This is a genomic window from Streptomyces sp. NPDC033165 (assembly GCF_055577965.1).
In genome coordinates, this window is sequence record NZ_JBVIPK010000003.1 from 669,251 (window position 1) to 688,608 (window position 19,358).

Below are 19,358 nucleotides of genomic sequence, written 5' to 3' on the forward strand. Positions count from 1 at the left end.
AGAAGGCATGACCTATGAATTTCGCCCCGCTGCCCTCGGTGAACGCCGCGGAGGTGCCGTCGGACGGCTTCGTCCTGGACGTCCGCGAGAACGACGAGTGGGCGGCCGGTCACGTCGAGGGGGCGCTGCACATCCCGATGAGCGACTTCGTGGGCCGGTTCGGCGAGCTGACCGAGGCCGTCGAGGACGGCCGGCGCGTGCATGTGATGTGCCGGGTCGGCGGGCGGTCGGCCCAGGTCACCCAGTACCTGACGCAGCAGGGCATCGACGCGGTGAACATCGACGGCGGCATGCAGGCGTGGGACGGCGCCGGCCGCCCCATGGTCACGGACAACGGGACGTCGGCCTTCGTCCTCTGAGCGCTGCGGGACCCGGGGTGAGCGGTCAGCCGAGCGGGTGGGCTGCCAACAGGTTCCCCAGGGCCTCTTCGTGGGCCGCGGCGGGGCCGAGGGAGAGCTCGATCTGCTTCGCCCAGGCGTGGAAGCGGTGCAGGGGGTAGTCGGTGTCCGCACCGAAGCCGCCGTGCAGATGCTGCGCGGTCTGCACGACGCGACGGACTCCGTCGGAGGCCCAGATCTTCGCCACCGCGATGTCTCCCGCGGCGGGCAACGGACCTCCGGCGTCGGTGGAGATCCGCCAGGCGGCCTGCCAGAGCGTCGCCTCCATCGCCCGCAGATCGATGTACCGGTCGGCGGCCTGCACCGCCACCGCCTGGAATGTGGCGACCGGGAACCCGAACTGCTCCCGCTTGCCGGTGTATTCGGCGGTCATCTCCAGCACCCGCTCGCCCAGCCCGAGGGCCAGCGCGCAGGTGCCCGTGGTGAGCAGTGACCGTAGCCAGTCCCAGCATCCCGGGGCGTCGATCAGCTCACGGGCCTCGATGCGCACGGCGTCGAGCCGGACTTCGGCCAGCCGTTCGCCGCTGGTGGAGACCTGTTCCGCCAGGGTGACGCCGCCACGGGTGCGGGGCACGAGGGCCAGGACCGCGCCGCCCTCGGCAGTGTGGGCGGGCACGGCGATCCAGTCGGCCACCTGGGCCCAGGGCACCGCGGACTGCATCCCGTCGAGCACCCAGCCGGAGTCTCCTGGCGACGCCTCGTTCTCGCCGTACGGCCGTGCGACAACGGCGAGTTCGGCAGGGTCGTGGCCGCTGCGCCCGTTGGCCCCGGCGGTCAGGATCAGCTCGCCCCTGGCGGCCCGGGGCAGCAGCTCCGCCGCGAGGGCGCTCTCCCCGTACCGCTGGACCGTCATCGCGACCGCGCAGGTCTCCAGCAGCGGCACCCGGGCCAACACCTTGGCCGACTCCCGCAGGACCAGGCAGAGCGCGATCGGGCCGAGTCCCGCGCCGCCGTGGTCCGGCGACAGTGTGAGCCCGATCAGGTCCGTACGCGCCAGCTCCTGCCACAGCTGCCGGTCGATGTCCTCCGCCACGGCGCCCGGTGTCAGGGCGGGGCTGGGCACACGGTCGGGTGCGACGCCCGAGAAGACGGCCCTGGCCGCCTGGACGGCTGCCTGCTGTTCCTCGGTGAAGGTGAAGTCCACTGTCCCGGCCTCCCGCTAACCGTTGACGCCTTGACGGGTCGTCAAGATAGAACAGGTTCTATGGGAAGGGAACAGCGCGGCGGTGCGCGGGGGCGTCAGCGGTCGAAGTCCAGCTCCACCTCCGGGGTGAGCGGATGCGACTGGCAGGCCAGCACGAAGCCCGCCTCGGTCTCCTCCGGTTCCAGCGCGAAGTTGCGGTCCATCCGGACCTCGCCCGCGACCAGGAACGCCCGGCACGTCCCGCACACCCCGCCCTTGCAGGCGTACGGAGCGTCCGAGCGGCTCCGCAGTACCGTCTCCAGCAGGGATTCGGAATCCTCTACAGGCCAGCTGCCCGAGCGGCCGTGGAGCGTCGCCGTCAGTGTGGAGTCGGACGGGGCGGCGACCTTGACCACCGTGGCGTCGGAGGGGCTGTCGTCGACGTGGAAGATCTCCTGGTGGATCCGGGACCGGTCGACGCCGAGCGCGCGCAGCGCCTTCTCCGCGCCCTGCACGAGGCCGAGCGGACCGCACAGGAACCAGCCGTCCACCTCCTCCACCGGAAGCATCGCGGGCAGCAGACCGGTGAGCCGTTCGGTGTCCAGCCGCCCGGAGGGGAGGCCGGCCGACTGCTCCTCCCGGGAGAGCGCGGTGACCAGCTGGAAGCGGTCCGGATAGCGGTCCTTGAGGTCGGCCACCTCGTCCAGGAACATCGTCGAAGCCGCCGTGCGGTCGCTGCGGATCAGGCAGAACCGCGCGGACGGCTCCCGGTCCAGCAGGGTGGCCGCCATCGACAGCACCGGGGTGATGCCGCTTCCCCCGACCACCGCCGCGAACAGGCCGGGACGCGGCTCCAGGACGAAGCGGCCCATCGGGGGCATGGCCTCCACCCGGTCGCCGACGGCCAGCTCCTTCAGGGCGTACGTGGAGAACGCCCCGCCCTCGACCATGCGGATGCCCACCCGCAGCACCGGTTCGCCGGGCTGCTCGGTGGCCGGTGCGCAGATCGAGTACGAGCGGCGGATCTCCTCGCCGTCCACGGTGTAGCGCACGTTCAGATGCTGGCCGGGGGTGTGGCGGAAGGTCTCGCGCAGCTCGGCCGGCACGGCGAGGGTCACAGCCACCGCATCGTCAGTGATCCGTTCGATTGCGCTGACCCGGAGCGGATGGAACATCTACAACTCCTTGAAATGGTCGAACGGTTCACGACAGGCGACGCAGCGGCGCAGGGCCTTGCACGCCGTGGAGGAGAACCGGCTGAGCAACTCCGTGTCCGTGGAGCCGCAGTTCGGGCAGCGCACAGAGAGCGTCAGCGGCACGGGGCCGCCATCGGCGCTGTGGGCGCGCGGCGGCGCGATACCGAACTCGGCGAGCTTGCGGCGGCCTTCGGCGCTGATGTCGTCCGTCGACCAGGCCGGAGCCAGGACCGTGACCACGGAGACCTCCGGCACGCCGTGGTCGTGCAGCACCCGCTCGATATCGGCCGACATCGCCTCGATCGCCGGGCAGCCGGTGTAGGTCGGGGTGAGCCGCACGGTCACCTTGCCCGGTCCGTCCACTGTGACGTCCCGCAGGACGCCGAGCTCCGCGAGGGTCAGCACCGGGAGCTCCGGGTCGGGCACGGAACCCGCGAGACCACGCAGCTCCGCCTCCAGCAGGGTGTCGGTCACCATGACGCCCCCGGGTGGCTGCGGTGCAGATGCTGCATTTCGGCGAGCATGCGGCCGAACGGCTCGGTGTGCAGACCCTGCCGCCCCGCGCCTGCCGCCCAGCCTCCGGACTGCGGTCCCGTCGGGAGCGTCAGCGTGGCCCGCTCGACGACGTCGGTGACGGCGCGGAGCCAACTTCCTTGCAGCGCCTGCCAGTCGATACCTGTGTTGCCGGAGCTGCCGGAGCTGCCGGAGCTGCCGGGGCCGTCTGAGCTGTCAGCGGCGTTGGTGCCGTCGGTGGCGGCGGAGTCGAGGCCTTCGATCGGCTGGAACAGCTCGCCGGTGAACCGCCACAGCGCGTCCAGACCGCTCTGCATCCGGCCGTGGCTCTCCTCGGTACCGTCGCCGAGCCGCAGGACCCACTGCTCGGCGTGGTCGCGGTGGTAGGCCACCTCCTTCACGGCCTTGGCCGCGAGGCCGGCGAACTCGCCGCCCCCGGCCGCGAGCCGCTCGTACAGCAGGTGCTGGTACACGGAGAAGTAGAGCTGCCGGGCGATGGTGTGGGCGAAGTCCCCGTTCGGCTGCTCCACCAGCTGGAGGTTGCGGAAGGCCCGCTCCTCGCGGAGGTAGGCCAGCTCGTCCTCGTCACCGGCGAGCGAGAGCAGCACCCGGGCCTGTCCCAGCAGGTCCAGGGCGATGTTGGCGAGAGCCACCTCCTCCTCCAGGACGGGGGCGTGACCCGCCCACTCCCCCAGCCGGTGCGAGAGCACCAGCGCGTCGTCGCCGAGGGCGAGAGCCGCGCTCACAGGTGCTTCACCCCTTCCGGGATCTCGTAGAACGTCGGGTGGCGGTAGGGCTTGTCCCCGGCCGGCTCGAAGAAGGAGTCCTTCTCGTCGGGGGAGGAAGCGGTGATCGCGGTGGAGGGGACCACCCAGATCGAGACGCCTTCCGAGCGGCGGGTGTAGAGGTCACGGGCGTTGCGCAGAGCCATCTCGGCGTCGGGCGCGTGCAGGCTGCCCGCGTGGGTGTGGGACAGCCCGCGCCGGGAGCGCACGAACACCTCCCACAGGGGCCAGTCGGTCGAGCTGCTCATGCCGTCTCCTCCACCTGCTGTGCGGGCTGTGCGGGCTGTGCGGGCGCTTCGGCGGCCGGGGTGGCCGGGGTGGCCGGGGTGGCCGGGGTGTGCTTGGCGGCGTACGCGGCCGCCGCGTCCCGGACCCAGGCACCCTCCTCGTGGGCTCTGCGACGCTGGGTGATCCGCTGTTCGTTGCAGGGGCCGTTGCCCTTGAGGACCTCGTGGAACTCCGCCCAGTCGATCGCACCGAAGTCGTGCTGGCCGCGCTCTTCGTTCCACCGGATATCGGAGTCCGGGAGCTCCAGGCCCAGCGCCTCGGCCTGCGGTACGCAGATGTCCACGAAGCGCTGACGCAGCTCGTCGTTGGAGTGCCGCTTGATCTTCCAGGCCATGGACTGCTCGGAGTGGGACGAGGCGTCGTCGGGGGGGCCGAACATCATCAGGGACGGCCACCACCAGCGGTTCACCGCGTCCTGGGCCATGGCGTGCTGGGCCTCGGTGCCACGGCTGAGGGCGAGCAGCAGCTCGTAACCCTGGCGCTGGTGGAAGGACTCCTCCTTGCAGATGCGGACCATGGCGCGGGCGTAGGGGCCGTAGGAGCAGCGGCACAGCGGCACCTGGTTGGTGATCGCCGCCCCGTCCACCAGCCAGCCGATCGCGCCAACGTCGGCCCAGGTCAGCGTGGGGTAGTTGAAGATCGACGAATAGCGCTGGCGGCCTGCGTGGAGCTTGTCGAGCAGCTCCTCACGGCTGGTGCCCAGGGTCTCGGCCGCGCTGTACAGATAGAGCCCGTGGCCCGCTTCGTCCTGCACCTTGGCCATCAGGATCGCCTTCCGCCGCAGCGAGGGCGCGCGGGTGATCCAGTTGGCCTCGGGCTGCATGCCGATGATTTCCGAGTGGGCGTGCTGGGCCATCTGGCGGACCAGCGTCGCTCGGTAGGCATCGGGCATCCAGTCGCGCGGCTCGATCCGCTCGTCGGCCGCCACGGCCGCGTCGAACGTCGCGATGCGCTCCGCGTCCGCCGCGGCCACGGTGTCGGCCGCATTCCCCGCAGCCCCCGCAGGTGCCGCATTCGCCGTGCCGGACGTCCTCTGCGTCGTCTGGTCCGCAGTCACTGCTGCCATCCCGGGCTCCCTACCGACCGATCGTTCGGTTCCTTGACTTCAATGGTGAGTCGGAGGCCCGTAGGGTGTCAACCCTGTGGATAACTGAGCTGTGATCGACGGTGAGCGGGGCGGGATGGATTCGGATCACGACGGGAGCTCTGCCGACGGCAGGCAGGGCGTCGACGGCATAGCCGGGCTCTCCTTCCCCTACCAGGTGGTCGCGGCCGTGGCGCTCTCCCTGATCGGGCTCCTCGCCTGCGCCCACGTGGCCATGGTCTTTCTGCACGTCAGCCCGTCCAACACGGTGACCAAGCAGCACGGGAAAACGATCGACGACTGGGTCTACCCGGAGTTCGAACAGAACTGGAAGCTCTTCGCGCCGAACCCGCTCCAGCAGAACGTCGCCATCCATGTGCGGGCCGACGTGGTGGGGGCCGACGGCCGCCGTACCACCCGTTGGATGAGCCTGACCCACGAGGACGCCAAGGCGATACGAGGCAATCTCCTGCCCAGCCACGTGCATCAGAACGAGCTCCGCCGGGGCTGGGACTTCTTCGTCAACTCCCACGACAGCGAGAACCGTCCCAACGGCATGCGCGGTGATCTCTCCGAGCGGTACATCCGGCGCATCGCGATGCTGCGGCTGAGCGAGCGCGACTACGGTGGCACGATCGAGCGCATCCAGCTCCGCTCCGCCACCACCTCCGTCGCCCCGCCCCCGTGGAGCACCGAGAAGATCAGCACCAAGCCCGTCTACCGCGTACTCCCCTGGTGGACCGTGACCCCGGACGACCTCCCGGCCGACGGCGCGGCGCACGACGTGGAGGGCAACCAGTGACCGTCCCGCAGCCCTCCGTCCCGCAGCAGCCCGTCCACTCGCAGCAGGCTGCCTACCCGCAGCAGCCCGCTCACCCGAAGCGGCCTGGAGGCCCCGCCCGTCCCGGCGGCGGCCTCGCGCGGGCGCTCCAGCGCCTCACCGCCTCGGCCCTCGGCCCGTATCAGAGCGCCGTCGTCCGGATCGGGTTCGCCGCCACCTATCTCTTCTTCCTGCTGCGCGAGTTGCCGCACCGACATGAGCTGTACGGGCCCGACAGCCCGTGGCGCTGGGATCTGGCCCGGCAGCTCACGGACGGCAACGGCGCGTTCTCCGTCCTCATGTGGACCGACAGCGCGCTCTGGTTCGAGGCCGTGTACGTCCTGACCCTGCTGTCCGCCGTGGGACTGCTTCTCGGGTGGCGCACCCGGACCATGTCCGTCCTCTTCATGGTCGGCGTGCTCTCCGTGCAGAACCGCAGCATCTTCATGGGCGACGGCGGCGACAACGTCGTCCACCTCATGGCGATCTACCTGGTGCTGACGCGCTGCGCCCGGGTCTGGTCGCTGGACGCCCGGCGCGCGGCGCGGAACGTGGAGCGTGCGGCGGCGGGACTGCCGCCCGTGCGGGACATCGCGGGGCCGGTCCTGTGGGCAGTCCTCGGCCCCGTCCTGGTGATCGCCACCCTGATGGGCGGGTTCGGCGGCACCTGGTGGCTTCCCACCCTGCTGTGGACGGTCTGGCTCTCCGCCGCCGCCTGGTGGGCTGTGAACCGCTACGCGCCGCACGGTGAGCCCCGCGCCCTGCTCGATGTGCTGGCCAACCTCGCGCACAACGCCACGCTCGCCGTGATCATGGCCGAGGTCTGCCTGATCTACGCGACCGCCGGCTGGTACAAGATCCAGGGCTCGCGCTGGCAGGACGGCACCGCGCTCTACTACCCGCTCAAGCTCGACTACTTCACTCCGTGGCCCGCCCTTTCGGACATCCTGGCCTCCAGCGGGCTGATGGTGATGGTGCTGACGTACGGCACGGTCATCGTCCAGGTCGCCTTTCCGTTCACGCTGTTCAACCGGCGGGTCAAGAACGTCCTGCTGGTCGTGATGATCTGTGAGCACGCGGGGATCGCCCTGCTGCTCGGGCTGCCGTTCTTCTCCATGGCGATGATCGCTGCCGACGCGGTGTTCCTGCCGACAGCCTTCCTCGTGTGGCTGGGAGGACGGGCCGCCCTCGGCAGACAGCGGCTGTTCTCCCGGCTGCCGGGCCGGGCAGGTGCAACGCCCCGGGCGCCCGGCGCCGCGGACGGGCCGCCGGACGCCGAGGGGGCCGGGCCGGGCAAGGGCGGCCCCGGCGGTACGGAGGAGCCCCGGCTCCACGGTGGCGGTGGGGGCCATACGCTCGTCGGGTGAGCAGTGAGACCGGCAGAACCCCAAGGCCCGCGGCAGAACCCGTGGAGCCCGCCCAGCACGCAGAACCCGCGGAGCCTCTCCAGTACGACGACGGGTACGGACAGGAGATCGGCGTCGGGCCGCATCCGCTGCCGTGGCCCGAGGACGAGCGTTACGACCCCGAGCTGCTGGCCCACGGAGACCGGCGCAACGTCGGCGACGCGTACCGCTACTGGACGCGCGAGGCGATCGTCGCCGACCTCGATGTGCGTCGGCACGACTTCCATGTGGCCGTGGAGAACTGGGGCCACGACTTCAACATCGGTTCCGTCGTCCGGACCGCCAACGCCTTCCTGGCGAAGGAGATCCACATCGTGGGTCGTCGGCGCTGGAACCGGCGTGGCGCCATGGTCACCGACCGCTACCAGCATGTGCGCCACCACCCCGACACGGCGGACCTCACCGCGTGGGCGGCGGCCGAGGGGCTGCCGATCATCGGGATCGACAACCTCCCCGGCGCCGTACCGCTGGAGCGCACCGAGCTGCCCCGCAGGTGCGTTCTGCTGTTCGGGCAGGAGGGGCCCGGTCTGACCGAGGAGGCACGCAAGCACGCCACGATGGTGTGCTCGATCGCCCAGTTCGGCTCGACCCGGTCCATCAACGCGGGGGCCGCGGCGGCGATCGCGATGCACGCGTGGGTGCAGCGCTACGCCGATGTCCCCGACCCCCGGGACGCCCGCTAGCTACGCCTGGCGGCGCACCTCCACCACGCGGAAGCGGTTGGCGACGAAAGCTCCGTCGCACAGGGCCGCGTTCGCGGCGGGGTTGCCGCCGGAGCCGTGGAAGTCGGAGAAGGCAGCGGTCTGGTTGACATAGACCCCTCCGGTGAGGTTCAGCGAGAGCTGGGCGGACTCGTCCAGGCAGACGTCCTCGATGCCGCGCTCCACCTCGGGGGACGTGGTGTAAGCGCCGACCGTCATGGCGCCCTTGTCACGGATCGTGCGGCGGAGCAGGTCCAGGGCGGCGGACGTCGACTCGACCGCTACCGCGAAGGACACCGGGCCGAAGCATTCCGAGAGGTAGGCCGCCCCGTCGTCGGTCTTGGTCCCGTCGAGCTTGACGATGACCGGCGTACGCACGACCGCGTCGGGGAACTCGGCGTTCGCGACCGTACGTGAGGCCAGAGCCACCTCGCCCAGCTCACCGGCCGCCTCCACCCGGGCCTTCACGTCCGGGTTGACCAGCGCGCCGAGCAGGGCGGCGGCACGGGCGTCGTCGCCGAGCAGGCCGGTGACAGCGGCCGCGATGTCGGTGACCACGTCGTCGTAGGACCTGCTGCCGTCGTCCGTGGCGATGCCGTCCCGGGGGATCAGGAGATTCTGCGGTGTGGTGCACATCTGGCCGCTGTACAGGGAGAGCGAGAACGCCAGATTGGCGAGCATGCCCGGGTAGTCGTCGGTGGAATCGACGACGATCGTGTTGACGCCGGCCTTCTCCGTGTAGACCTGGGCTTGGCGGGCGTTGTCCTCCAGCCAGTCGCCGAAGGCGGTGGAGCCGGTGTAGTCGATGATCCGGATCTCGGGGCGGACCGCCAGGGTCTTGGCGATGCCCTCACCGGGCCGCTCGGCGGCCAGCGCGACCAGATTCGGGTCGAAGCCCGCCTCGACCAGCACCTCGCGGGCGATCGACACCGTGAGCGCCAGCGGGAGCACGGCGCGCGGGTGCGGCTTGACCAGCACCGGGTTGCCCGTGGCGAGGGAGGCGAAGAGGCCGGGATAGCCGTTCCACGTGGGAAACGTGTTGCAGCCGATGAGCAGCGAGATGCCGCGGCCGGACGTGATGAACGACTTGTGCAGCTTCAGCGGATCGCGCTTGCCCTGCGGCTTGGCCCAGTCGGCGGTTTCAGGGGTGCGGACCTGCTCCCGGTAGGCGTACGCCACGGCCTCCAGACCGCGGTCCTGGGCGTGCGGCCCGCCCGCCTGGAACGCCATCATGAAGGCCTGGCCGCTGGTGTGCATCACCGCGTGGGCCAGCTCGTGGGTGCGGGCGCTGATCCGCGACAGGATCTCCAGACAGACCAGGGCCCGGACCTCCGGACCGGCGGCCCGCCAGGCGGCCATGCCGACCTTCATCGCGGGAAGCAGGACATCCAGGTCTGCGTGCGGATACTCGACGCCGAGCTCCGGCCCGTACGGCGAGTTCTCGCCGCCCGCCCAGCCGTCGGTGCCGGGCTGCGCGAGGTCGAGCCGGGTGTTCAGTACCGCGTCGAACGCTGCCTTGCCCTCGGCTGCCCCGAGACTGCCCGGTGCGCCGCCCTCGCCGTACGCCTTCGGGTGCTCGGGGTGCGGCGACCAGTACGCGCGGGTACTGATCGCGTCGAGGGCCTGGTCGAGCGTGGGCCGGTGGGTCTCGGACAGCTGCTGGGGGGTGAGCACGGCGGCCATGGCGGACCAACTCCTCATCGAGCCGGGCAGGAACGTACGGACGGAGTTAGAGTAACCGAACGATCGGTCGGGACAAGGGGCCCCAGGAAACCTGTGGACAACTCATGGGGGAGGATCGCGGACATGACCACGGCCAAGCGGGACACGTACACCCCGGAGACCCTGCTCACCGTCGCCGTCCGTGTCTTCAACGAGCGCGGCTACGACGGCACGTCCATGGAGCATCTATCCCGGGCTGCGGGCATCTCGAAATCCTCCATCTACCACCATGTGGCGGGCAAGGAGGAGCTGCTGCGGCGAGCTGTCAGCCGGGCACTCGACGGGCTCTTCGGGATCCTCGACGAGCCGGGGGCGCTGCGCGGGCGCGCGATCGAGCGGGTCGAGTACGTCACGCGCCGCACGGTTGAGGTGCTGATGGCGGAGGTGCCCTACGTGACGCTGCTGCTGAGGGTGCGCGGCAACACGAAGACCGAGCGCTGGGCGCTGGAGCGGCGGCGCGAGTTCGACCAGCGGGTCTCCGAGCTGCTCCAGGCCGCGGTGGCCGACGGGGACCTTCGGGCGGACGTGGACATACGACTGGCGACCCGGTTGCTGTTCGGCATGGTGAACTCGCTGGTCGAGTGGTATCGCCCGCAGCCCGGCGGCTTTCCGGGCGAGGACCAGCTTGCCGACACGGTGGTCCAGCTGGCCTTCGAGGGGATGCGGGCCAACGGCGGCTGAGCGCCCCGGTGTGCGCGGGGTGCTCGGTGCGGTCGGCCTCAGCTTCAGCTCGGCCCGGCTCAGCTCTAGTGCACCTCAGCTCACCTAACCTCAGCTCACCTCACCTCAGCTCAGCTCTGTCGGGCGGTCCGGGAGGGGGTCGAGGTCCGTCTCCTCGAACACCAGCAGCGTGCGCGTCGAGAGCACCTCGGGGATGGACTGGATGCGGGTGAGGACCAGCTCGCGCAGCGCCCGGTTGTCCGGTGTGTGCACCAGTAGCAGGACGTCGAAGTCGCCGCTGACCAGAGCGATATGGGTGGCTCCGGGCAGCGCCTGGAGCTGCTCGCGCACAGTGCGCCAGGAGTTCTGCACGATCTTGAGCGTGATGTACGCGGACGCGCCCTGACCCGCCCGCTCATGGTCGACCCGGGCGCCGAAGCCGCGGATCACGCCGTCCTCGACGAGCCGGTTGATACGGGCGTAGGCGTTGGCACGCGAGACGTGGACCCGTTCGGCGACCGACCGTATCGAGGCGCGGCCGTCCGTCTGGAGGATGCGCAGGATGTCGCGGTCGATGGTGTCCAGCGGCCGCGCGGGCGGAACCGGGGCCGGGGCCGGGGACGGAACCGACGGCGGCACCCCGGGGGCGACCTGGCCGGGGTCCTCACCTCTGTCGGCCATTTGTTCAGCGGCCATCTGCCCGCGCCTCCCTGTTGTGGACGACTTGCCTCTATCCCAGGCTGTGGAGAACCGTTTGTCCACAGGCTGGCGGTGCCTGTAGCCAAAATGCGTTCGCGACCGAACAATCGGTAGGTGAGGCACACCACACTCGTGCCTCGCCCATTCCTCGATATCTCGCCATCCCGCTCCCTCTCGACACTCCCGATCGACACCCCTCGATCCCCTCGATGCCAGGAGGTGCTTCTCATGACGGTCCAAGAGCTGCCCGGCGCGGCCGCCTACCGGCCCACGCCGCCCCCGGCCTGGAAGCCGATCACCGACCCCGCCCCGCTGCTCCCGGACCCGGAGCCCTACCGCGTGCTCGGTACGGACGCGGTGGCCGACGTCGATCCCGAGCTGCTGCTCCGGCTCCACGCCGAGCTGGTCCGCGGCCGCCGGTACAACGCCCAGGCCACCGCGCTGACCAAGCAGGGCCGCCTGGCCGTCTATCCGTCGAGCACCGGCCAGGAGGCGTGCGAGGTCGCCGCCGCCCTGGTCCTGGAGGACCGCGACTGGCTCTTTCCCAGCTACCGCGACACCCTGGCGGCCGTCGCCCGCGGCCTCGACCCGGTCGAGGCCCTGACCCTGCTGCGCGGCGACCGGCACACCGGCTACGACCCGCGCGAGCACCGCATCGCCCCGCTGTGCACCCCGCTCGCCACCCAGCTTCCGCACGCCGTGGGTCTGGCGCACGCGGCCCGGCTCAAGGGCGACGACGTGGTGGCCCTCGCCATGGTCGGCGACGGCGGCACCAGCGAGGGCGACTTCCACGAGGCGCTGAACTTCGCGGCGGTCTGGAAGGCCCCGGTCGTCTTCCTCGTACAGAACAACGGCTTCGCGATCTCCGTGCCGCTGGCCAAGCAGACCGCCGCCCCCTCCCTCGCCCACAAGGCCGTCGGATACGGGATACCGGGCCGTCTCGTCGACGGCAACGACGCCGCCGCCGTGCACCAGGTGCTCGGCGAGGCGGTGGCCCGGGCCCGACGCGGTGAGGGCCCGACCTTGGTCGAGGCCCTCACCTACCGCATGGAGGCCCACACCAACGCCGACGACGCCACGCGCTACCGGGCCGACAGCGAGGTAGAGGCCTGGCGGGCACATGACCCGGTGCAGCTGCTGGAGCGGGAGCTGACCGATCGAGGACTGCTCGACGACGCGGGCATCGAACAGACGCGGGAGGCGGCAGAGCGCATGGCGGCCGCGCTGCGCGACCGGATGAACGCCGACCCGGTGCTGGAGCCGATGGATCTCTTCACCCACGTGTACGCCGAGCAGACCAGCCAGCTCCGGGAGCAGTCCGCCGCCCTGCGCGCCGAGCTGGACGCCGAGCACGACCACCACGAGCAGAGCGCGGAGGCGGGACGATGACCACCGCGGCAGCGACCGCCGACGGACGTACGGCGAAGGCCAAACCGGCCAGCATGGCGCAGGCCCTCGGGCGCGCGCTGCGGGACTCCATGGCCGAGGACCCCACCGTCCATGTGCTCGGTGAGGACGTGGGCACGCTCGGCGGGGTCTTCCGGATCACCGACGGGCTGGCGAAGGAGTTCGGCGACGAGCGGTGCACCGACACCCCGCTCGCCGAGGCGGGCATCCTGGGCGCGGCCGTGGGCATGGCGATGTACGGGCTGCGTCCCGTGGTGGAGATGCAGTTCGACGCCTTCGCCTACCCGGCTTTCGAGCAGCTGATGAGCCATGTCGCCAAGATGCGCAACCGCACCGGGGGAGCCATGCCGCTCCCCATCACCGTGCGGGTGCCTTACGGCGGCGGGATCGGCGGGGTCGAGCACCACAGCGACTCCTCCGAGGCGTACTACATGGCCACGCCAGGCCTGCACGTCGTCACACCGGCCACGGTCGAGGACGCGTACGGGCTGCTGCGTGCGTCGATCGCCTCGGACGACCCGGTGGTCTTCCTGGAGCCGAAGCGGCTCTACTGGTCCAAGTCCGACTGGTCGCCCGAGGCCCCCGCAGCGGTCGAGCCGATCGGCAGGGCCGTCGTCCGCCGCCCCGGGCGCAGCGCCACGCTGATCACGTACGGGCCCTCCCTGCCGGTCTGCATGGAGGCGGCCGAAGCAGCGGTCGCCGAGGGCTGGGACCTCGAAGTGGTGGACCTGCGCTCGCTGGTGCCGTTCGACGACGAGACGGTGGCCGCGTCGGTGCGGCGCACCGGGCGCGCGGTCGTCGTCCATGAGTCGCCCGGCTTCGGCGGGCCCGGCGGGGAGATCGCGGCCCGGATCACCGAGCGCTGCTTCCACCACCTGGAGGCTCCGGTGCTGAGGGTGGCCGGGTTCGACATCCCCTACCCGCCGCCCATGCTGGAGCGGCACCACCTGCCGGGAGTCGACCGGGTGCTCGACGCGGTGGCCCGGTTGCAGTGGGAGGCGGACAGCTGATGGCCCAGGTGCTCGAATTCAAGCTGCCGGACCTCGGCGAGGGACTGACCGAGGCGGAGATCGTGCGTTGGCTGGTGGAGGTCGGCGATGTCGTCGCGATCGACCAGCCAGTCGTGGAGGTCGAGACGGCCAAGGCCATGGTGGAGGTGCCGTGCCCCTACGGAGGCGTGGTGACCGCCCGCTTCGGTGAGGAAGGGACCGAACTTCCGGTCGGGGCACCCTTGCTGACGGTCGCGGTCGGAGCGCCGGAGGGGTCGGAGACCTCGGGCCCCGCCTCCCCCGGAGCGGCCTCCTCCGGGCCTGCGGGCACCGGGGGCGGGGCAGCCGCCAACGGTTCGTCCCCGTCCTCCGGTTCCGCTGCCCCGGAGCCCTCGGACGGGTCGGGGAACGTGCTCGTGGGATACGGCACGGGCGCACCCGCCGCCCGGCGCCGACGCATCCGGCCGGGCGGGCTGACGTCTGCCCGGGGCTCTGCCGCCGGTGGCATGTCGGCTCATGGCTCCGCCCATGGTTCTGCTCCTGGCCCTGCTCATGGTTCTGCCAGCTCCGTACCGGCTCCAGCTCCGGCTCCGGCTTTGGCCTCGATTCCGGCCCCGGTTCCGGCCGTGACCGCGCCCGTCGTCGACGGAGTCGAGCGGGGCAAGCCGGACGCGGCGGACCGGCAGGGCCCTGTGGCGGTGGTCTCCCCACTCGTACGCCGACTGGCCCGGCAGCACGACATCGATCTGCGACGCCTGGCGGGCTCCGGCCCCGACGGGCTGATCCTGCGGGCCGACGTGGACGCCGCGATCAGCCGGGCGGAGGAGACCGCGCGAGCCGCGACCCGTACGGCGGCGGGGACGGCTGTCGCGAGCGCGGCCGCGCCCCACGCTTCCCCGGTCCTCGCGGGTGCGGAGGCAACGACCGCCCCGGCCGCCGAGCGGATCCCGCTGCGAGGGGTGCGGGGAGCGGTCGCCGACAAGCTGACGCGGAGCCGGAGCGAGATCCCGGACGCCACCTGCTGGGTGGACGCGGACGCCACCGAACTGATGGCGGTCAGGGCCGCGATGAACGCGGCGACGGGCCCGTCCGCCGGGCCGAAGGTGTCGGTCCTGGCCCTGCTGGCGAGAATCTGCACGGCCGCGCTGGCCCGGTTCCCGGAGCTGAACTCCACCGTGGACACGGAGGCCCGGGAGATCGTCCGGCTCCCCGGGGTGCACCTCGGGTTCGCGGCCCAGACCGAACGGGGCCTCGTCGTTCCGGTCGTCCGGGACGCGCACACCCGTAACGCCGAGTCGATCGGGGCGGAGATCGCCCGGCTGGCCGAACTGGCGCGTACCGGCAAGCTCAGCCCGTCGCAGCTGACGGGCGGTACGTTCACGCTGAACAACTACGGGGTGTTCGGGGTCGACGGTTCCACGCCGATCATCAACCACCCGGAAGCGGCGATGCTCGGGGTAGGCCGGATCATGGCCAAGCCCTGGGTGCACAACGGCGAGCTGGCCGTGCGTCAGGTCGTTCAGCTGTCGCTCACCTTCGACCACCGGGTGTGCGACGGCGGAACGGCGGGTGGCTTCCTCCGGTACGTGGCGGACTGCGTGGAGCAGCCTGCGGTGCTGCTGCGCACTCTGTAGAGCCGGTCGTCGTGCGGACGTCCCCTCCGGGCCCGGCCTTGTCGCCACCCCGGAGGGGGTGTCGGCCACTGGCGCCGCCCATACTCGACGCATGACCGCCTATGACGTGATCGTCCTCGCCGGCGGAGCCGCGAAGCGGCTCGGCGGCGCCGACAAGCCGGCAGTCCGGGTGGGGGGCCGGGCGTTGCTCGACCGGGTCCTCGCGGCCTGCGCCGGGGCGGGTGTCACGGTCGTGGTCGGCGCTCGGCGGCCCACCGCCCGGCCGGTCGCCTGGACGCGGGAAGTGCCCCAGGGCGGCGGCCCGTTGGCGGCGCTCGGTGCGGGATTGCGGCTGACGACGGCCGAGCGCGTCCTCGTCCTCTCCGCCGACCTGCCGTTCCTGGACCCGGGCACGGTCGAGGCGCTGCTCGCCGAGGCCGGAGAGGGGGGCCGGGAAGGCGCCCTGTGCACCGACCCCGACGGGCGCGACCAGCCGCTCGTGGCCGCCTATCGCGCCGAGCCGCTCCGCCGGGAGCTGGCACTCATCGCCACCGAGCACGGCAGCCTCGCCGGGCTCCCGCTGCGGCTGCTGACCGCGGAGCTGGATCTGGCCCGGGTCGATGCCGGGCCACACGCCGCGTTCGACTGCGACACTTGGGACGACATCGCTGCCGCCCGGGCCCGGATCAGGGAGCATGGGGCCGTGCTGGACGAATGGATCACCTCGGTCAAGAACGAACTCGGAATCGAACTCGACGTCGACACCGGTGTCCTGCTCGACCTCGCCCGTGACGCCGCGCACGGAGTCGCCCGCCCCGCCGCCCCGCTGACGACCTTCCTGGTCGGATACGCGGCAGCCAGGGCGAGCGCCGCAGCGGGGCCGGAAGCGGCCGCCGCTGCGGTCGCGGACGCCGCTCGCAAGGTCACCGCCCTTGCGCTGCGCTGGGAAGCGGAAGCGGAAGCGGAAGCGGAAGCGGGCGGCGAAGGGGCCGGGACACCATGACCGCTCCCCACTCGCCCGGCCCCGAGTCCGGCCACGACTACTCCGCCGCCGGATCCGGGAGCGACCTCGCACGTGCTGCGGAGGAGCAGGCCGTCGAGCAGGCACTCGCCCTGGTCGGCGGGGGCAGTTGGGACCCGGGCAGGGATCAGGCCAGGGACGCGGGCAGGGACCCAAATAGGGATCTGGGCACGGACCTGGGCACGGACCTGGGTAGCGACCTCGGCAGGGACCTAGGCAGGGACCCGAGCAGAGGATTGAGCAGCAACGGTCCTGGCAGCGGTTCCAGAGGTGGCCAGGGCAGTGGCCCCAGCGGCAGCATCAGCGAAAGCACGGGGGGCAGCACCGCCGACAAGCCCCTCACCAACTCCAACGGCAGCCCCGGCGAAGGCACCCACGGCCCTGTATCCCGCGCCCCCGCGCCCCACGCCCCGCCCCTCCCCTGGGAGCGGGCGCGGGCGGTTGCCGCGCGGGCGGGGCGGGGAGGACCGGGTGCCGTCATCCGGCTGCCGCTCGACCGCGCGCTCGGGCATGTGCTCGCCGAGGCGCTCGGCGCGCTCACCGACCTGCCGCCCTTCGACACCTCGGCGATGGACGGCTGGGCGGTCGCCGGACCGGGGCCGTGGACGTACGAGTCCGGGGCGGGGCTCCTCGCCGGGCGCCGCGAGCCCTCCGCACTGCCCGACGGAACCGCCGTACGGATCGCCACCGGCGCCCGTGTCCCGCCCGACACCACGGCGGTCATCCGGACCGAGCACGCCCACGCCGACGAGGCCAAGGGACTGCTGCATGCCCGGCGGCCCGTCGTCACCGGCCAGGACATCCGGCCCCGGGGCCAGGAGTGCCGTTCCGGCGAGCAACTCGTCCCGGCCGGGACCGTGGTGACCCCGGCCGTGCTCGGGCTCGCCGCCGCCGCCGGGTACGACGCCCTGCCCGTCGTCCCCCGGCCACGCGTCGACATCCTCGTCCTCGGCGACGAGCTGCTCGCCGCCGGGCTGCCGCACGACGGGCTGATCCGCGACGCCCTCGGGCCGATGCTCGGCCCCTGGCTGCGGGCCCTGGGCGCCGAGGTCTCCGGGCCAGTCCGGCTCGGGGACGACGCCGGGGCGCTGCGGGAGGCGATCGTCACCTCCGACGCCGACGTGATCGTCACCACCGGTGGCACCGCTGCCGGCCCGGTCGACCATGTGCACGTCGTCCTCGACAGCCTCGGGGCCGAGCTGCTGGTCGACGGGGTGGCCGTCCGCCCCGGCCACCCCATGCTGCTGGCGCGAATGCCTGTCTCCGGACAGCAGCACGGGCCGTACACGCGGCAGGACGGGCCGTACACGCGGGAGGACGGGACAAATACACGGCAGGACGGGACGTGTTCACAGCAGGACGGCCCGCATCCGTATCCACGGCCGGACGGGCCCTATCTGGTTGGGCTGCCCGGCAATCCGCTCGCGGCGGTATCGGGGCTGCTGACGCTCGCCGAGCCGCTGCTCGCGGGGATCGCGGGCCGACCGGGCCAGGACGCGTACAGGGCTCTCGTACACGCCGAGGTGCCCGGACATCCGCAGGACACCCGCCTCGTCCCCGTGGTGCATCGCGCGGGCCGGGCGGGCGGTCGGGACCATGTCGCCCCCCTCCGCTACAACGGTCCCGCGATGCTGCGGGGGATCGCCGCGGCGGACGGGTTGGCCGTCGTACCCCCGGGCGGGGTACGGTCCGGCACCGAGGTGGAGATTCTGGATCTCCCATGGGCCCCGGCGACGCCGTGGACGGAAGGGTGTTTCACGTGAAACTTCCCGGCCATGACGCAATGGCCAGGAGAGCTGACGAACTGGTCGCGCCGACCAGGGTGATGCTCCCCCGCCGGGTCGTCTCCGGACCGGCCCGGCAGGTCGCCAAGCGCCTGTTGATGGCGCTGCTCGTGCTGGCCGTGACCGTGCTGATCGTCTGGCTCGACCGCGACGGCTACAACGACAGCGCCGACGGCAGTGTCGACCTGCTGGATGCGGTCTACTACGCGACGGTCACCCTCTCCACCACCGGGTACGGCGACATCACACCGCAGAGCGACGGGGCTCGGCTGATCAATGTGGTGCTCGTGACGCCGCTGCGCGTGATATTCCTGATCATCCTGGTCGGCACCACTCTCGAAGTCCTCACGGAACGGACCCGCGAGGACTTCCGGCTGAAGCGTTGGAGAGCCAACTTGCGTGACCATACCGTCGTCATCGGATTCGGTACGAAGGGCCGGTCGGCGATTCTGACTCTCCGCGCCACCGGCCTGACGAAGGAGCAGATCGTCATCGTCGATCCGGCTTCCAAGGTGATCGAGGCCGCCAACGCGGAGGGCTTCACCGGGGTGCTCGGTGACGCCACTCGCAGCGATGTCCTGCTGCGCGCCGAGCTTCAGAAGGCACGTCAGATCATCATCGCCACTCAGCGCGACGACACCGCCGTTCTGGTGGCTCTGACGGCACGCCAGCTGAACCGTCGGGCGAAGATCGTGGCGGCCGTCCGCGAGGAGGAGAACGCGCCGCTGCTCCGGCAGTCCGGTGCCGACGCCGTGATCACCAGTGCCAGCGCCGCCGGACGGCTGCTGGGTCTCTCCGTCCTCAGCCCGAGCGCGGGCACCGTGATGGAGGACCTGATCCAGCAGGGCAGTGGCCTCGACCTGATCGAACGGCCGGTCATAAAGGCAGAGGTGGGCAAGAGCGTGAGGGAGGTCGACGACCTGGTCGTCAGCGTGCTGCGCGGGCACCGGCTGATCGGTTACGACGATCCGGCGGCCAGCCCGTTGCAGTTGACGGACCGGGTCATCACCATCGTGCGGGTGAGCCCCAGCTCGGCTTCGGTGCCGTACGACCCGATGCCCCCGCATCAGCACCCCTGAGCAACCTGCCTGCCCGGCCGGCCCGCGGCGGGGCAAGGCGCCGCTGGAGCGAGCGCGGCGGGGCAAGGTG

19 protein-coding genes are annotated in these 19,358 nt (G+C 71.6%); 11 read left to right on the plus strand and 8 right to left on the minus strand.

What is annotated here, in order from left to right; all coding sequences use genetic code 11:
- Positions 1 to 14: 14 nt before the first annotated feature.
- The gene (locus ACZ5WC_RS10935) at positions 15 to 359 is read left to right on the plus strand and encodes a rhodanese-like domain-containing protein (protein ID WP_468540463.1); all 345 of its coding nucleotides are present in this window, start codon (positions 15 to 17) and stop codon (positions 357 to 359) included.
- A gap of 25 nt (positions 360 to 384) precedes the next feature.
- Here the strand turns inward: ACZ5WC_RS10935 and ACZ5WC_RS10940 are convergent, their stop codons facing one another.
- From ACZ5WC_RS10940 to paaA, 6 genes are all read right to left on the minus strand, one after another.
- A complete protein-coding gene (locus ACZ5WC_RS10940) occupies positions 385 to 1,542 on the minus strand; it encodes an acyl-CoA dehydrogenase family protein (RefSeq protein WP_468540464.1) in 1,158 nt (385 codons plus the stop codon).
- A 95-nt stretch (positions 1,543 to 1,637) separates the two neighbouring features.
- The gene (locus ACZ5WC_RS10945; RefSeq protein WP_468540465.1) at positions 1,638 to 2,696 is read right to left on the minus strand and encodes a 2Fe-2S iron-sulfur cluster-binding protein; all 1,059 of its coding nucleotides are present in this window, start codon (positions 2,694 to 2,696) and stop codon (positions 1,638 to 1,640) included.
- Positions 2,697 to 3,194 carry a 1,2-phenylacetyl-CoA epoxidase subunit PaaD gene (gene paaD, locus ACZ5WC_RS10950; RefSeq protein WP_468540466.1) on the minus strand — a complete coding sequence of 166 codons (498 nt, stop codon included), beginning with the start codon at positions 3,192 to 3,194 and terminating at the stop codon, positions 2,697 to 2,699. It lies immediately after the preceding gene.
- Positions 3,188 to 3,976 (minus strand): 1,2-phenylacetyl-CoA epoxidase subunit PaaC, encoded by a 789-nt coding sequence (gene paaC / locus ACZ5WC_RS10955; RefSeq protein ID WP_468540467.1) that lies wholly within the window; start codon positions 3,974 to 3,976, stop codon positions 3,188 to 3,190. Before paaC ends, paaD begins: the two co-directional genes overlap by 7 nt.
- The gene (paaB, locus tag ACZ5WC_RS10960) at positions 3,973 to 4,263 is read right to left on the minus strand and encodes a 1,2-phenylacetyl-CoA epoxidase subunit PaaB (protein ID WP_382726010.1); all 291 of its coding nucleotides are present in this window, start codon (positions 4,261 to 4,263) and stop codon (positions 3,973 to 3,975) included. Before paaB ends, paaC begins: the two co-directional genes overlap by 4 nt.
- Entirely contained in the window at positions 4,260 to 5,369 is a 1,110-nt protein-coding gene (paaA, locus tag ACZ5WC_RS10965; RefSeq protein WP_468540468.1) for a 1,2-phenylacetyl-CoA epoxidase subunit PaaA, read from the minus strand. Before paaA ends, paaB begins: the two co-directional genes overlap by 4 nt.
- Positions 5,370 to 5,484: 115 nt before the next feature.
- Between paaA and ACZ5WC_RS10970 the strand changes: the two genes are divergently transcribed.
- From ACZ5WC_RS10970 to ACZ5WC_RS10980, 3 genes are read left to right on the plus strand one after another with little or no spacing between them, the layout of a single operon-like run.
- Positions 5,485 to 6,189: a DUF5819 family protein gene (locus tag ACZ5WC_RS10970; RefSeq protein WP_468540469.1), complete on the plus strand. Its 705-nt coding sequence runs from the start codon at positions 5,485 to 5,487 to the stop codon at positions 6,187 to 6,189.
- Entirely contained in the window at positions 6,186 to 7,574 is a 1,389-nt protein-coding gene (locus tag ACZ5WC_RS10975; protein WP_468540470.1) for an HTTM domain-containing protein, read from the plus strand. Before ACZ5WC_RS10970 ends, ACZ5WC_RS10975 begins: the two co-directional genes overlap by 4 nt.
- Positions 7,571 to 8,296 (plus strand): TrmH family RNA methyltransferase, encoded by a 726-nt coding sequence (locus ACZ5WC_RS10980; RefSeq protein WP_468540471.1) that lies wholly within the window; start codon positions 7,571 to 7,573, stop codon positions 8,294 to 8,296. The genes ACZ5WC_RS10975 and ACZ5WC_RS10980 overlap by 4 nt, the downstream gene beginning before the upstream one ends.
- On the opposite strand, the gene paaN is transcribed toward ACZ5WC_RS10980, so the two are convergent.
- Positions 8,297 to 9,997: a phenylacetic acid degradation protein PaaN gene (gene paaN, locus ACZ5WC_RS10985; protein WP_468540472.1), complete on the minus strand. Its 1,701-nt coding sequence runs from the start codon at positions 9,995 to 9,997 to the stop codon at positions 8,297 to 8,299.
- 123 nt (positions 9,998 to 10,120) lie between these two features.
- Between paaN and ACZ5WC_RS10990 the strand changes: the two genes are divergently transcribed.
- A complete protein-coding gene (locus ACZ5WC_RS10990) occupies positions 10,121 to 10,717 on the plus strand; it encodes a TetR/AcrR family transcriptional regulator (RefSeq protein WP_468540473.1) in 597 nt (198 codons plus the stop codon).
- 105 nt (positions 10,718 to 10,822) lie between these two features.
- Here ACZ5WC_RS10990 and ACZ5WC_RS10995 read toward each other — a convergent pair whose 3' ends face one another.
- Positions 10,823 to 11,392 carry an Lrp/AsnC family transcriptional regulator gene (locus tag ACZ5WC_RS10995; protein ID WP_468540474.1) on the minus strand — a complete coding sequence of 190 codons (570 nt, stop codon included), beginning with the start codon at positions 11,390 to 11,392 and terminating at the stop codon, positions 10,823 to 10,825.
- Positions 11,393 to 11,623: 231 nt separating this feature from the next.
- Between ACZ5WC_RS10995 and pdhA the strand changes: the two genes are divergently transcribed.
- The 6 genes from pdhA (at position 11,624) to ACZ5WC_RS11025 (ending at position 19,288) form a co-directional block, all read left to right on the plus strand.
- Positions 11,624 to 12,784 (plus strand): pyruvate dehydrogenase (acetyl-transferring) E1 component subunit alpha, encoded by a 1,161-nt coding sequence (gene pdhA / locus ACZ5WC_RS11000; protein ID WP_468540475.1) that lies wholly within the window; start codon positions 11,624 to 11,626, stop codon positions 12,782 to 12,784.
- Entirely contained in the window at positions 12,781 to 13,812 is a 1,032-nt protein-coding gene (locus ACZ5WC_RS11005) for an alpha-ketoacid dehydrogenase subunit beta (protein ID WP_468540476.1), read from the plus strand. The genes pdhA and ACZ5WC_RS11005 overlap by 4 nt, the downstream gene beginning before the upstream one ends.
- The gene (locus ACZ5WC_RS11010) at positions 13,812 to 15,425 is read left to right on the plus strand and encodes a dihydrolipoamide acetyltransferase family protein (protein ID WP_468540477.1); all 1,614 of its coding nucleotides are present in this window, start codon (positions 13,812 to 13,814) and stop codon (positions 15,423 to 15,425) included. The genes ACZ5WC_RS11005 and ACZ5WC_RS11010 overlap by 1 nt, the downstream gene beginning before the upstream one ends.
- Before the next feature lie 91 nt (positions 15,426 to 15,516).
- Positions 15,517 to 16,407, plus strand: coding sequence for an NTP transferase domain-containing protein (locus tag ACZ5WC_RS11015; protein WP_468540478.1), 891 nt, complete (start codon positions 15,517 to 15,519; stop codon positions 16,405 to 16,407).
- Entirely contained in the window at positions 16,404 to 18,188 is a 1,785-nt protein-coding gene (locus tag ACZ5WC_RS11020) for a molybdopterin molybdotransferase MoeA (protein WP_468540479.1), read from the plus strand. The genes ACZ5WC_RS11015 and ACZ5WC_RS11020 overlap by 4 nt, the downstream gene beginning before the upstream one ends.
- The gene (locus tag ACZ5WC_RS11025) at positions 18,146 to 19,288 is read left to right on the plus strand and encodes a potassium channel family protein (RefSeq protein WP_468540480.1); all 1,143 of its coding nucleotides are present in this window, start codon (positions 18,146 to 18,148) and stop codon (positions 19,286 to 19,288) included. Before ACZ5WC_RS11020 ends, ACZ5WC_RS11025 begins: the two co-directional genes overlap by 43 nt.
- Positions 19,289 to 19,358: the final 70 nt, after the last annotated feature.

Coding starts and splice junctions, on each gene's coding strand:
- paaN (WP_468540472.1), bottom strand. CDS start 9,997: ATGGCCGCCGTGCTCACCCCCCAGCAGCTGTCCGAGACCCACCGGCCC.
- paaA (WP_468540468.1), bottom strand. CDS start 5,369: ATGGCAGCAGTGACTGCGGACCAGACGACGCAGAGGACGTCCGGCACG.
- ACZ5WC_RS10935 (WP_468540463.1), top strand. CDS start 15: ATGAATTTCGCCCCGCTGCCCTCGGTGAACGCCGCGGAGGTGCCGTCG.
- ACZ5WC_RS10995 (WP_468540474.1), bottom strand. CDS start 11,392: ATGGCCGCTGAACAAATGGCCGACAGAGGTGAGGACCCCGGCCAGGTC.
- pdhA (WP_468540475.1), top strand. CDS start 11,624: ATGACGGTCCAAGAGCTGCCCGGCGCGGCCGCCTACCGGCCCACGCCG.
- paaB (WP_382726010.1), bottom strand. CDS start 4,263: ATGAGCAGCTCGACCGACTGGCCCCTGTGGGAGGTGTTCGTGCGCTCC.
- ACZ5WC_RS10945 (WP_468540465.1), bottom strand. CDS start 2,696: ATGTTCCATCCGCTCCGGGTCAGCGCAATCGAACGGATCACTGACGAT.
- ACZ5WC_RS11005 (WP_468540476.1), top strand. CDS start 12,781: ATGACCACCGCGGCAGCGACCGCCGACGGACGTACGGCGAAGGCCAAA.
- ACZ5WC_RS11010 (WP_468540477.1), top strand. CDS start 13,812: ATGGCCCAGGTGCTCGAATTCAAGCTGCCGGACCTCGGCGAGGGACTG.
- ACZ5WC_RS11020 (WP_468540479.1), top strand. CDS start 16,404: ATGACCGCTCCCCACTCGCCCGGCCCCGAGTCCGGCCACGACTACTCC.
- ACZ5WC_RS10990 (WP_468540473.1), top strand. CDS start 10,121: ATGACCACGGCCAAGCGGGACACGTACACCCCGGAGACCCTGCTCACC.
- ACZ5WC_RS11015 (WP_468540478.1), top strand. CDS start 15,517: ATGACCGCCTATGACGTGATCGTCCTCGCCGGCGGAGCCGCGAAGCGG.
- paaD (WP_468540466.1), bottom strand. CDS start 3,194: ATGGTGACCGACACCCTGCTGGAGGCGGAGCTGCGTGGTCTCGCGGGT.
- ACZ5WC_RS10970 (WP_468540469.1), top strand. CDS start 5,485: ATGGATTCGGATCACGACGGGAGCTCTGCCGACGGCAGGCAGGGCGTC.
- ACZ5WC_RS11025 (WP_468540480.1), top strand. CDS start 18,146: ATGGGCCCCGGCGACGCCGTGGACGGAAGGGTGTTTCACGTGAAACTT.